Raw genomic sequence first — 14,577 nt, 5'->3', positions numbered from 1 at the left:
CACACATATAATGAAAACAAGAATACTTTTTCTCTTATTATTAGGAACATACTTTACCTATAGTCAACAACCTTATTATAATAACGTAGACCTTACTAAAACAGGAATTGAACTTAGAGATGAACTTGCTACTAAAATTCTAGAAACACACGTTAATTTTTTGTCTTATACTCCTGGTATATGGGAGGCAAGTAGAATTACAGATGAAGATCCAAACGATGTAAACAATGTTATATTAATTTATGGATACGAGAATGGTACAGATGGAGATGTTACTAACGATATAAGCAGAGGGAAAAACAATAATGGAGGTGATAACGGTGAATGGAATAGAGAACACACTTACGCCAGATCTTTAGGAACTCCTAATCTTGGTTTAGAGGGTCCTGGAGCAGATGCACATCATCTTAGACCTTCCGATGTTCAAAGAAACAGCAGTCGTAGCAACAGGAAATTCGCTGATGGCAATGGTAACTCAGGGATTACTGCTCAAGGAGATTGGTATCCAGGAGATGAATGGAAAGGAGATATCGCACGAATGATGTTATATATGTACGTGCGCTATGGAGATAGAGCACTTCCATCTAATGTAACGGTTGGTACAATTAATAGCGTAGATTCAAATATGATTGATACACTACTAGAGTGGAACGCAGAAGACCCAGTGTCCAGAATAGAAATTAATCGGAATAATTACCATAACACAACAGATCTGTATGCACAAGGAAACCGAAATCCTTTCATAGACAACCCTAACTTAGCTACTCAAATATGGGGAGGGCCTGTTGCAGAAAATATTTGGAACAATACACCTTCTGATAACGAGATACCTTCTATGCCAACTAATCTTAGCGCAGATGAGATTGAATCTAATGAAATAACAATTTCATGGACTGAAGCCACAGACAATACCGAAGTGATTCGCTATGATATTTTTGTTGATGGAAATTATATTACTAGTGCTATAAATACTATCGCAGATATTACCTCATTAACAGCTGAAACAACATATGACATTCAGGTATTTGCAGTAGACCTTTCCGAAAATATCTCTACAGGAAGTAATTTAATAACTATAACCACATTATCCACTCCGAATTTTTTAATTAATGAAAATTTCAATGATTGTAATACAGTAACCAATAATTTTACCAGTATAAGCGAAACCAGTGATCAAGATTGGACTTGCGATACCGATGCTGGCCAGAATAACTCTGGTGGTTATCAAATGAACGCTTTCAGTGGTGGTAGTACAATACCAAGTATTGATTGGCTAATAACTACTAATCCTATTAACTTTAATGATACTAATAGTGAGCTTTTAAGTTTTTATACAAGATCAGAATTTGGAAACACGGTGTTAGAATTATTAGTTTCATCGGATTACGATGGAAATGGAAACCCATCTAATTTTAATTGGACTTCTGTACCAAATGTTACGATACCAGTACATCCTTCTGGAAATGGAACCTCTGATAGTAATGAATTTTCGAATATTGATCTTTCTACAATAACTGAGCAGGTATATTTTGCTTTCAAATATGATACGGATGGCGGTAATGCTACAAGGTGGACTATAGACAACTTCCAAATTGAAGGCAATAACACCCTTAGTGTCAATGATGAAATTATTGATGATTTTAGCTTATATCCAAACCCTTCAATAGATGGCTCTATAACTATCAGTATTCCTAATGACATCAATAATGAGTTAAATATTTATGACATCACAGGTAAACGAATTATTTCTAAAAAGAATATTGAAGAAACCATTCAGATATCAAACTTGCCGCAAGGAATGCTTCTGCTAGAAATTATTTCAGCTCAAAAAAGCATTACCAAAAAGGTAATTATACGATAAAACGAAAAGCGGCAGTTTAGCCGCTTTTTTTATTTTTGATTATTGTTTAAAATTTAGTGAACAACTCAATCATTCCTATAAAGTTTTATACAATACTTTCTTAAGAAAAGTAGTAAATTTGCGGTTTATTAAAAACAACACAAAGTCTGGGAGCATGATCCACTTCTTCGGAAATCAAAATGAGAAAGTATTTACAGTACAAACTACTGATGAAATCTCAACAGAAAATATCAAAAAATTAGTATGGTTATTTGGCAACCAACCTAAAATCTCAACGGCGTCTATTGACGCTTTTTTTGTTGGTCCGCGGGCCGCAATGATAACACCTTGGAGTACTAATGCAGTAGAAATCACCCAAAATATGGGGATTCAAGGAATTATCAGAATTGAAGAATTCAAAGCCGTTGCAGAAAATTTTGTTGATTTTGACCCTATGCTTTCGCAAAAGTATACGAATCTAAATCAAGATATTTACACCATCGATATTAAACCTGAAGCTATTCTCGAAATTGATGATATCGATGCATATAACAAATCTGAAGGATTAGCACTTAGTACAGAAGAAGTAGCGTATTTAGAAGGGATTTCTAAAAAAATCGGAAGAAAGCTTACCGATTCAGAAGTTTTTGGTTTCTCTCAGGTGAATTCAGAGCATTGTAGACATAAAATATTCAATGGAACTTTTATTATCGATGGAGAAGAACAGCCAACCTCTCTTTTTAAATTAATAAAGAAGACTTCTGAAACAAATCCCAACGATATTGTTTCTGCATATAAAGATAATGTAGCTTTTATAAAAGGTCCTAAGGTAACTCAGTTTGCACCAAAAAGTGCTGACAAACCTGACTTCTATCAAGAAACACCATATGAAAGTGTTATCTCGCTAAAAGCTGAAACACACAATTTCCCTACCACGGTAGAACCATTTAACGGCGCTGCTACAGGTTCTGGTGGAGAAATCAGAGATCGTCTTGCAGGTGGAAAAGGTTCTTTGCCGTTAGCAGGAACTGCTGTATATATGACATCCTATTCTAGATTAGAAGAAAATCGTCCTTGGGAACAATCCGTAGAAGAAAGAAAATGGTTATATCAAACTCCAGTAGATATTCTAATCAAAGCTTCTAATGGAGCTTCCGATTTTGGAAATAAATTTGGACAACCGTTAATCACTGGATCTATATTAACTTTTGAACACGAAGAAGATGCTCGTAAATTAGGTTTTGACAAAGTTATTATGCAAGCTGGTGGTATCGGATATGGTAAAAACGAACAAGCGCTTAAAGATAAACCTGAAACCGGTGATAAAATTGTTATTCTTGGTGGAGAGAATTATCGAATCGGTATGGGTGGAGCTGCAGTATCTTCTGCAGATACTGGCGAGTTTAGTAGTGGTATCGAATTAAATGCCATCCAACGTTCAAATCCAGAAATGCAAAAACGTGCTGCCAATGCTATTCGAGGTATGGTAGAAAGTGAAATAAATACTATTGTTTCTATCCATGATCATGGAGCTGGTGGACATCTAAATTGTCTTTCTGAGTTAGTAGAAGAAACCGGTGGAAAAATTGATCTTGATAAATTACCTGTTGGAGATCCTACCTTATCAGCAAAAGAAATTATTGGTAACGAATCTCAGGAGCGAATGGGATTGGTTATTGGACAAAAAGATATTGATACTTTAGAACGTATAGCTGATCGTGAACGTTCTCCAATGTATCAAGTAGGTGATGTTACAGGTGATGACCGTTTTACTTTTCAGTCTAAAACCAAAGGTGATAAACCAATGGATTTGGCATTAGAAGATATGTTTGGTAGTTCTCCTAAAACTATCATGAATGATAAAACTATTGATCGTAATTATAAAGAGATATCTTATCAAAAAGAAAATATACATCAATATCTTGAACAAGTATTACAATTAGAAGCTGTTGCTTGTAAAGATTGGCTTACTAATAAAGTAGACAGATGTGTAGGAGGAAAAGTTGCCAAACAACAGTGTGCAGGACCATTACAATTACCGCTTAATAATTGTGGAGTAATGGCTTTAGATTATACTTCTAACGAAGGTATTGCTACATCTATTGGACACTCCCCTATTTCAGGACTTATTAATCCCGAAGCAGGAAGTAAAAATTCTATTGCCGAAGCTTTGAGTAACATTATTTGGGCTCCACTTAAAGATGGATTACAATCCATTTCTTTATCAGCTAACTGGATGTGGCCTTGCAAAAATGAAGGTGAAGATGCTAGGTTATATAAAGCAGTAAAAGCTATTTCTGATTTTGCAATTGATTTAGGGATCAATGTACCTACTGGAAAAGATTCTCTTTCTATGAAGCAAAAATACGCTAATGAAGAAGTAATTTCTCCTGGTACTGTAATTATTTCTGCAGCAGCTAATTGTAATGATATTACTAAAGTGGTAGAGCCAGTACTTCAGAAAAATGGCGGAGATATTTATTATATCAATTTATCGCAAGACACTTATGAATTAGGTGGTTCATCTTTTTCACAAATAACAAATAAAATTGGTTCTAAAGCTCCTAATATTAAGGATGCCGAAAGTTTTAAAAACACTTTTAATACTATCCAACAACTAATACGAGAAAGTAAAATAGTAGCTGGACATGATATTGCTTCTGGAGGTTTAATAACTACTTTGCTGGAACTATGCTTTGCAGATATTAATCTAGGAGCAACCTTAGACCTTTCTAAACTTGGAGAACAAGATACTATCAAGTTATTATTTTCGGAAAACGCAGGTATAGTATTTCAAAGCGCAAACAATTCAGATATAGAAGTTATACTTTCTAAAAACAACATACCATTTTTTAATATTGGAAAAGTAACCAATAAAGCTTCTGTAGGAATCAAAAACTTAGATGATTCTTATGATTTTGATATCGAAAAATTAAGAAAAACTTGGTATAAAACTTCGTACCTATTAGATCAGAAACAAACTGCAAATAATCTAGCTAAAGATAGATTTAGTAATTTTGCAAACCAGCCTTTAGAATATACTTTTCCTAAACACTTTACTGGACAACTTCCAGTAATTGATAATGATCAACCAAGACCAAAAGCCGCTATCATTCGTGAAAAAGGAAGTAATTCTGAACGCGAGATGGCAAATGCTATGTATTTAGCTGGCTTTGATGTAAAAGATGTACATATGACGGATCTTATATCCGGTCGGGAAACTTTAGAAGATATTCAATTTATTGGTGCTGTTGGTGGATTCTCCAATAGTGATGTTCTTGGTTCTGCTAAAGGTTGGGCAGGTGCTTTTCTTTATAACGAAAAAGCCAATACTGCTCTTAAAAACTTTTTCAAAAGAGAAGACACTTTATCTGTGGGTATTTGTAATGGTTGTCAATTGTTCATGGAATTAGAAGTAATCAATCCAGATCATAGTGAGCACGGAAAAATGCGCCACAATGATTCTCATAAACATGAAAGCAATTTTACTTCGGTTAAAATCCAAGCGAACAATTCAGTCATGTTATCCACATTAGCAGGAAGTACATTAGGAGTATGGATTTCTCATGGTGAAGGGAAATTTAATCTTCCTCTTTCTGAAGATCAATATAACATAGTTGCTAAGTACGGATATGAAGGATATCCTGCAAATCCTAATGGATCCGATTACAACACTGCGATGATGTGTGACACAACTGGACGTCATTTAGTAATGATGCCTCATATTGAGCGCTCTACATTTCAATGGAATTGGGCTAATTATCCCGAAGGAAGACAAGATGAAGTATCACCTTGGATAGAAGCTTTTGTAAATGCAAGAAAATGGATTAAGAATCAATAATCACATAAATTCATAAATTATTATTCTAATTTATTTAGGGTTAATTATAATCCAGCTGTTATATATCTATAATGGTTGGATATAACAATGGGGTATTATAATTGATTATTTAATCAGTATTTTTATCCAAATACTACAACTATTTTAAAACCTAAATACCAAAGCCCTTGAAAAAAATATTTAGCACTCTAGTTCTATTAGTTTCAACTATAATTATAGCTCAAACAAAACCTTCATATAGTAGAGCTAAAATTACTTATAATACTCCGGAGAACTTCAAAATTCTTATGGATGCTGGAGTACCAATGGATCACGGACAACATAAACGAGGTATTTTTATTATTTCTGATTTTTCTATTGGAGAAATTCAGACCGCAAAAGACCTTGGTTTTGCCGTTGAAATTATAATTGAAGATGCAGAAACCGATTTTATTAAAAGAAATGAAAGGGCAAAAAATCAAAAAGCGATCCTAAATCTTGCATGTCCCTCTGGAAACGGAACCAATAATAGCTACCCTACTCCATCTAACTTTTCTCTTGGATCTATGGGAGGATATTTAACCTATCAAGAAATGTTAGATAATCTTGATGCTATGAGAGCTCAATATCCAACATTAATTTCAGCAAGAGCTGATATTGGAACGTTTGTAACTAATGGTACTCCAGATAATTCTGTTTCTCCATCCATAGGCGGCAATACAATACAATGGGTGCGTATTTCTGACAATCCTGATGTAGATGAAAATGAATCAGAAATATTATATGACGCTATCCATCACGCAAGAGAACCTGCTAGTTTATCACAACTTATTTATTATATGTGGTATCTATTAGAGAATTACAATACTGATCCAGATATTAAACAAATTGTAGATAATACTGAGCTATATTTCGTTCCTGTTATAAATCCAGATGGATATCTTTATAATCAAGTCACAAATCCAAATGGTGGTGGTCTTTGGAGAAAAAACAGATTCAATACACACGGAGTCGATAACAACAGGAATTATGATCACTATCCAAATGGAAATTCCGCAGCAGCTACCTGGGGAGGTCCAGGCTCATCTAATAATACCAACGATCAAACTTACCACGGTACTAGCGCCTTTTCTGAAGTAGAAAATCAAGCAATGAAATGGTTCACAGAACAACACAATTTTATCATTGCATTAAACAATCATACTTTTGGTGAATTATTATATTTCCCGTATTCTTATGCAGCCAATACTCCCACTCCTGATGAAGATATTTTTATTGCCATAGGTGATGAACTCACTTCGGAAAATGGTTACAATCCCCTCAGGGATGCTCCATTTGCCGGTGACAGTGATGATTTCATGTATGGAGGTATATCACAATCTCATAATAAAATATTTTCTTTCACTCCGGAAGTTGGTACTGCCTTCTGGCCGGCCTCAAACCAAATAGATGGTATTTGTAAAGAAATGATGTACCTAAATCTTACAGCAGCAAAAATGACTAACAACTATGCTCAAATAGAAAGCATAGGAAATCTTTTTGTTGGAGAAATAACTTCTTTTAATGCTGAATATACATTAAAGAGATTAGGTATTACCGGAAATGGAGATTTTACAGTAACTATTGTCCCGGTATCCACAAATATAACTAGTGTGGGTAGCCCTAAAAGCTATAGTAATACACAAATTGGAATCGATACCTCTGATAATATACAAATCAATCTCGATAATATGATTGGTGTAGGTGATGATATTTCTTATACTATAAAAATAGATGGAGGTACAATTACTGAATCTATAGATGTTATTAAAAAGTACGGATCGCTTCAAAGCATTGTAAATAATGATGCTAACAGTGTAGGAGACTACACGCAATCTGGATGGTCTACTACAACGGCTACATTTGTTTCTCCAAATGCTTCAATAACAGAATCGCCTACTGGAAATTATGGATCTAATCAGAATAAAACTATAGAACTTACTCAAAGCATAGATCTCAGTACAGCTGCATTTGCTAATATCCAATTCAATGCCAAATGGGATATTGAAAATAATTGGGATTATACTCAGTTCGAAGTTTCCATTGATGATGGAATCTCTTGGATTCCTCAATGCGGAAAGTTCACTAACACAGGAAGCACCAATGCTGGCCAACCAACAGGAGAACCATTATACGATGGAACCCAAACAGATTGGATACTAGAAGAAATTGATCTTAGTGATTATCTTGGAGAAACAATCAAAGTCCGTTTTCAATTTGTATCAGACGGTAATACTGAAGAAGATGGTTTCTTTTTTGATGATTTAATTGTAAATAGTCTCGATCAAAATGTATTAGATATTGAAGAAAATTTGTTTTCGGAATTCAAGGTTTTCCCAAACCCAGCAAAAGATATACTAAAAATTGCGGCAACACCTTCTTCCAATTTCAATCTACATCTTAGAAATATAATAGGACAAGAGATATACGCAAAAAACAAAGTTTCTGGAAATCAAGAATTTGATATCTCAAAATTGACTGCAGGATTATACTTTTTAACTATCGAAATAGGAAAAAACGTTAAAACCTTTAAAATTGTAAAACAATAATTATTCAATTAAATCCCATAAAAATTAAGGAGTTATCAAAAGATAGCTCCTTTTTTTATATATTAGGGTTGTGTATTGTTAGATTTTTTATAATTTGCGAAACTATGCACGCATAGTAGTTTCTTAAAATTCTTTCCAGAATAAAAAGTAGGCGAATTTAAAGAAATTCAAAAAAAATTGTGCAACTTTATAATAACGGTTAGCTGTATTATTTTTCTAAAAAATAGAGTTGACTGAGGGTCTTTTAAAAAGAGTAAAAATATCTGAAACAACGTATGAATACAATTACTAGATTATTTGATTTTCCACATTACCAATTAGAAAAACACAACTTAGACAAAGCTTTAATTACAAAATATAATGGAGAGTGGGTTGCGACTTCGACTAAGGAATATGTAGATAAAGCAAATCAGATCAGTCGCGGTCTTTTACGATTAGGCGTTAAACCTAATGATAAAGTTGCGATTATTTCTTCCAACAACAGAACAGAATGGAATATTGTAGATATTGGAGTTTTACAGATAGCTGCTCAAGATGTACCTATCTACCCTACTATTTCTCAAGAAGATTATGAATATGTCCTAAATCATTCTGAGTCTGTATATTGTTTTGTATCAGATGATGAAGTTTTGCAAAAAGTAAAAAACATACAGGATAATGTTCCTTCTCTTAAAGGAGTATATTCTTTTAATGATATAGAAGGATGTGATAGTTGGAATAAGGTATTAGAGCTTGGAAAAGATGATAGTAATCAAGAAGAAGTAGAAAAAATCATGGCTTCTGTTAAAGAAGATGATTTAGCGACACTAATCTATACTTCTGGAACTACCGGAAGACCTAAAGGTGTTATGCTAAGTCATAAAAATATCGTATCTAATGCCTTACATAGTGCTACTAGATTTGCAGATTTCGGAGGAGAGGTTAAAGCATTGAGTTTTTTACCTGTTTGTCATATTTATGAAAGAATGCTAATGTACTTATACCAATATAGAGGTATTGGTATTTATTTTGCAGAATCTCTAGAAACGATAAGTGACAACCTGAAAGAGATACAGCCGGATATGATGACAGCTGTTCCTAGACTCCTAGAAAAAGTATATGATAAAATTATTGCAAAAGGAGCAGATCTAACAGGTGTAAAAAAGAAATTGTTTTTCTGGGCAGTAGAATTAGGATTACAATATGAACCATATGGAGCTAATGGATGGTGGTACGAAAAGAAATTAGGAATTGCCAGAAAACTAATCTTTAGTAAATGGCAAGAAGCATTAGGAGGAAATCTAAAAGTGATAGCTTCGGGTAGTGCAGCTTTACAGTCCAGACTTGCTAGAGTATTCAATGCCGCTGGCATTAATGTAATGGAAGGTTATGGATTAACAGAAACATCACCTGTAGTTTCTGTGAATGATATTAGAGATAAAGGTTTCAAAATTGGCACTGTAGGAAAAATGCTTCCTGATACAGAAGTTAAAATTGCTGAAGATGGTGAGATTCTTATAAAAGGCCCACAAGTAATGATGGGTTATTATAAAGACGAAGAAAAAAGTAAAGAAGTTCTCAAAAATGGATATTTCCACACTGGAGATATTGGAGAAATAGATAATGAAGGATTCTTACGAATTACCGATCGCAAAAAAGAAATGTTCAAAACTTCTGGAGGTAAATATATTGCCCCTCAAGTAATTGAAAACGCAATGAAACAATCTCGTTTTATTGAACAAATAATGGTGATTGGAGATGGAGAAAAAATGCCAGCCGCATTTATCCAACCTAATTTTGAATTTGTAAAGGACTGGGCAAACCGAAAGAATATTGCCATTGGAGCCACCAATGAAGAGATCGTTAGTAATCAAACTGTAATTGATCGTTTCCAAGAAGAAGTGGATGAACATAATGAGAAATTCGGAAAGTGGGAACGTATCAAACGATTCGAACTTACCGCAGACGAATGGAGTATTGAAGCAGAGCACCTTACTCCTACAATGAAATTAAAAAGAAGAGTGATCAAAGCAAAATACCAAGATTTATACAGTAAAATTTATGGCTAATTCAATTCACTGATTACAAATGTATAGTGTAAAACTTTAACTTTAAATCAGTAAACTCCTCATTTTATGAGGAGTTTTTTTATTAATTCAACAGAAAAACGTACATTACTTACTCTTTTTTTGATTTTTTACCCAATTTATTATGCACGCATAATAAATTTTTCTTACCTTTACTGCATAACAAATTTTCTGAATGAGAGAAAAAACGATTGATTATGCACTTCGTGCAACATGGATGGCAGTTGCCAAAATGTATAATGAAGAAGCAGGTAAAAAAGGTAGCACAATGGCCACAGGATTTGCATTAATAAGCATAGATCCTGAAAACGGAACACCATCTACCTCATTAGGCCCTAAAATGGGTATGGAAGCAACCAGTTTATCAAGAACTTTAAAAACCATGGAGGAAAAAGGATTAATCTTTAGAAAGAAGAATCCTCAAGACGGACGTGGTGTTCTAATTTATCTAACCCCTTTCGGAGTAGAAATGAGAAATTTTTCAAAAGATGTAGTTTTCACATTTGATCATGCAGTAAGAAAGCATGTATCAAAAGAAAAACTTGATACTTTCTTAGAAGTATTTCAATTGATAAATGATCTTATTGCGACGAAAAAAATATACACAAAAAAAGAATCTATAACATCTTAACAACCAGAAGTTAAAAAAATGAAAAGAGTCATTAAAAAAGTTGCAGTAGTTGGGTCAGGAATTATGGGCTCAGGTATTGCATGTCATTTCGCTAATATTGGCGTCGAAGTATTATTATTAGATATAGTACCAAGAGAATTAAACGACAAAGAAAAGGCAAAAGGCCTTACACTAGAAAGTAAAGTGGTTCGCAACAGATTAGTAAATGATTCACTAACCGCTGCTCTTAAATCTAAACCCTCTCCTATTTACAGTCAAAAATTTGCTAATCGTATCACGACAGGAAATTTGGAAGATGATATCGCAAAAGTAGCTGATGTAGATTGGATTATCGAGGTAGTAGTAGAAAGACTAGATATCAAAAAAATAGTTTTTGAAAACCTAGAAAAGCATAGAACACCTGGAACATTGATAACCTCTAATACTTCAGGTATTCCAATAAAATTCATGAATGAAGGAAGAAGCGAAGATTTCCAGAAACATTTCTGTGGAACTCACTTCTTTAATCCTGCACGATACTTAAAATTATTTGAGATCATCCCTGGCCCAGATACTTCTACAGAAGTTCTTGAATTCCTAAATGGATATGGAGAACAATTCTTAGGAAAAACATCTGTAGTAGCTAAAGATACTCCAGCATTTATTGGAAATAGAATTGGTATCTTCAGTATAATGAGCTTATTCCATATGGTAAAAGATATGGGATTAACCATAGAAGAAGTTGATAAATTATCTGGCCCTGTAATCGGACGTCCTAAATCTGCTACTTTTCGTACAGTTGATGTCGTAGGTCTAGACACTTTAGTGCACGTTGCCAATGGTATTGCTGACAATTGCCCAGATGATGAGCGTCACGAATTATTTAAACTTCCTGCCTTCATTAACACAATGATGGAAAATAAATGGTTAGGAAGCAAAACAAAACAAGGTTTTTACAAAAAAAATGTATCGCCAGAAGGGAAAAAGGAAATTCTTTCTTTAGACCTAGATACTCTAGAATATAGAAGTAAAAAAAGAGCTTCATTTGCTACTTTAGAAATGACCAAAACTATTGACAAGGTAGTAGATCGTTTTAAAGTTTTAGTAGCTGGAAAAGATAAGGCTGGAGAATTTTATCGTAAAAGTTTTGCTGCATTATTCGCATATGTATCGAATCGTATTCCTGAAATCACAGATGATCTTTATAAGATTGATGATGCAATGAAAGCTGGATTTGGATGGGAACACGGTCCATTCCAAATATGGGATGCAATTGGTGTAGAAAAAGGAATCGAAATAATGAAAGCAGAAGGACATGAACCTGCTGCTTGGGTTAATGATATGATATCTTCTGGAAACTCTTCTTTTTATACCGTAAAAGATGGAGCAACTAATTATTATGACATTCCAAAAAAGGCACAAGTAAAAGTTCCTGGACAAGATGCATTCATAATTCTTGATAATATCAGAAAATCATCTGAAGTTTTCAAAAATAGCGGCGTAGTTGTAGAAGATCTTGGAGATGGAATTCTTAATGTAGAGTTCCAAAGTAAGATGAATACTATTGGTGGAGATGTACTTGCTGGATTAAATACAGCTATTGATATGGCTGAGAAAAATTTCCAAGGATTAGTAGTTGGTAATCAAGCTGCTAATTTCTCTGTAGGAGCAAATATCGGAATGATCTTTATGATGGCTGTAGAGCAGGAATATGATGAACTGAATATGGCTATTAAATATTTCCAAGATTCTATGATGCGTATGCGTTACTCATCGATTCCTACGATTGTCGCACCACATGGTATGGCATTAGGTGGCGGATGCGAAATTTCACTACACGCTGATAAAGTAGTTGCTGCTGCAGAAACCTATATGGGATTAGTAGAATTCGGTGTTGGTGTTATCCCTGGTGGAGGTGGTTCTAAAGAAATGGCATTAAGAGCCTCTGATCTTTTCAAAAAAGATGATGTAGAGTTAAATGTACTTCAAGAACATTTCTTAACAATAGGTATGGCCAAAGTATCAACTTCTGCTTACGAAGCATTTGATACTAATTTACTTCAAAAAGGAAAAGATATTGTTGTTGTTAATAAAGATCGTCAGATTGCTACTGCAAAAGCATATGCAAAATTAATGGCAGAACAAGGATATACACAACCAGTAAGAAGAAAAGATGTAAAAGTTCTTGGAAAACAAGCACTAGGTATGTTCTTAGTTGGTACGGATTCTATGGAAGCTAGTAAATATATCTCTGAGCACGATCATAAAATTGCTAATAAGCTAGGATATGTTATGGCTGGAGGAGATTTATCAGAACCAACTCTTGTAACTGAGCAATACTTATTAGATCTAGAGCGCGAAGCTTTCTTGTCTTTATGTACAGAACGCAAAACGTTAGAGCGTATAGAACATATGCTTAAAAAAGGTAAACCTTTAAGAAACTAGAAAAAAGAAAAAGAAATGAAAACCGCATATATAGTAAAAGCATATAGAACAGCCGTAGGAAAAGCACCTCGCGGAGTGTTCAGATTTAAAAGAACTGACGAGTTAGCAGCTGAAACTATTCAGCATATGATGAAAGAGCTACCTCAACTAGACAAGAGTCGTATCGATGATGTTATTGTTGGTAATGCAATGCCAGAAGGATCTCAAGGTCTAAATATGGCTCGTTTAATTTCATTAATGGGATTAGAATCAATAGACGTACCTGGTGTTACGGTAAATAGATTTTGTTCTTCAGGAATTGAAACTATCGGTATGGCTACTGCAAAAATACAAGCTGGAATGGCAGATTGTATTATTGCTGGTGGTGCCGAAAGCATGAGTTCTGTTCCTATGACTGGATACAAAACAGAATTAAATTATGATTTAGCAAAATCTGGTCACGAAGATTACTACTGGGGAATGGGTAACACTGCAGAAGCAGTAGCACATCAATTCAATGTATCACGTGAAGATCAAGATGAATTTGCCTATAACTCTCATATGAAAGCGTTAAAAGCGCAAGCAGAAAATCGTTTTCAAGATCAAATCGTTCCTATCAATGTAGAGCAAATTTATGTTGATGAAAACGGAAAAAAAGCCAGTAAATCATATACAGTAACTAAAGATGAAGGGCCTCGTAAAGGAACTAGCAAAGAAGTTTTAGGAAAACTTAGGCCAGTTTTTGAAGCTGGTGGGAGTGTAACTGCTGGTAACTCTTCTCAGATGAGTGATGGTGCAGCTTTTGTAATGGTAATGAGTGAGGATATGGTAAAAGAATTAAATCTAGAACCTATTGCAAGGCTTGTTAACTATGCAGCAGCTGGTGTAGAACCTAGAATTATGGGTATTGGACCTGTAAAAGCAATTCCGAAGGCTTTGAAACAAGCAGGTTTAAAGCAGGACGATATTGAGCTAATAGAACTTAATGAAGCTTTTGCTTCGCAATCATTAGCAGTTATGCGAGAACTAAATATTAATCAAGATATAGTGAACGTAAACGGAGGAGCTATTGCTTTAGGTCACCCACTTGGTTGTACTGGAGCTAAACTTTCTGTTCAGTTATTTGATGAGATGCGTAAGCGAGATATGAAAGGTAAATACGGAATGGTAACCATGTGTGTTGGAACAGGACAAGGTGCTGCGGGTATTTTTGAATTTTTGAACTAAAA

7 protein-coding genes are annotated in these 14,577 nt (G+C 34.3%); all 7 read left to right on the top strand.

The annotated features are described in order from the left end of the window. The first annotated feature begins 10 nt into the window (after nucleotides 1–10). The 7 genes from BMY33_RS12185 (at nucleotide 11) to BMY33_RS12155 (ending at nucleotide 14,575) form a co-directional block, all read left to right on the top strand. Nucleotides 11–1,861, top strand: a complete 1,851-nt coding sequence (locus BMY33_RS12185) for an endonuclease (protein WP_091408795.1) — start codon at nucleotides 11–13, stop codon at nucleotides 1,859–1,861. Between the two features lie 154 nt (nucleotides 1,862–2,015). Further along, nucleotides 2,016–5,681 carry a phosphoribosylformylglycinamidine synthase gene (gene purL / locus BMY33_RS12180; RefSeq protein ID WP_091408793.1) on the top strand — a complete coding sequence of 1,222 codons (3,666 nt, stop codon included), beginning with the start codon at nucleotides 2,016–2,018 and terminating at the stop codon, nucleotides 5,679–5,681. Between the two features lie 167 nt (nucleotides 5,682–5,848). Next, the gene (locus BMY33_RS12175) at nucleotides 5,849–8,248 is read left to right on the top strand and encodes a M14 family metallopeptidase (RefSeq protein WP_091408791.1); all 2,400 of its coding nucleotides are present in this window, start codon (nucleotides 5,849–5,851) and stop codon (nucleotides 8,246–8,248) included. Nucleotides 8,249–8,523: 275 nt separating this feature from the next. Then, nucleotides 8,524–10,296 (top strand): AMP-dependent synthetase/ligase, encoded by a 1,773-nt coding sequence (locus BMY33_RS12170; RefSeq protein WP_091408790.1) that lies wholly within the window; start codon nucleotides 8,524–8,526, stop codon nucleotides 10,294–10,296. A gap of 193 nt (nucleotides 10,297–10,489) precedes the next feature. Next, nucleotides 10,490–10,945 (top strand): MarR family winged helix-turn-helix transcriptional regulator, encoded by a 456-nt coding sequence (locus BMY33_RS12165; protein ID WP_091408787.1) that lies wholly within the window; start codon nucleotides 10,490–10,492, stop codon nucleotides 10,943–10,945. 18 nt (nucleotides 10,946–10,963) lie between these two features. After that, on the top strand, nucleotides 10,964–13,369 hold the full coding sequence (locus tag BMY33_RS12160) for a 3-hydroxyacyl-CoA dehydrogenase/enoyl-CoA hydratase family protein (RefSeq protein ID WP_091408784.1): 2,406 nt from the start codon (nucleotides 10,964–10,966) through the stop codon (nucleotides 13,367–13,369). A gap of 15 nt (nucleotides 13,370–13,384) precedes the next feature. After that, nucleotides 13,385–14,575 carry an acetyl-CoA C-acyltransferase gene (locus BMY33_RS12155; RefSeq protein WP_091408782.1) on the top strand — a complete coding sequence of 397 codons (1,191 nt, stop codon included), beginning with the start codon at nucleotides 13,385–13,387 and terminating at the stop codon, nucleotides 14,573–14,575. Nucleotides 14,576–14,577 lie beyond the last annotated feature (2 nt).

The organism is Aquimarina amphilecti (genome assembly GCF_900109375.1).
Lineage (GTDB): Bacteria > Bacteroidota > Bacteroidia > Flavobacteriales > Flavobacteriaceae > Aquimarina > Aquimarina amphilecti.
Note: the sequence above shows the minus strand (reverse complement) of the source record. Positions and strands in the feature narration are given on the sequence as shown.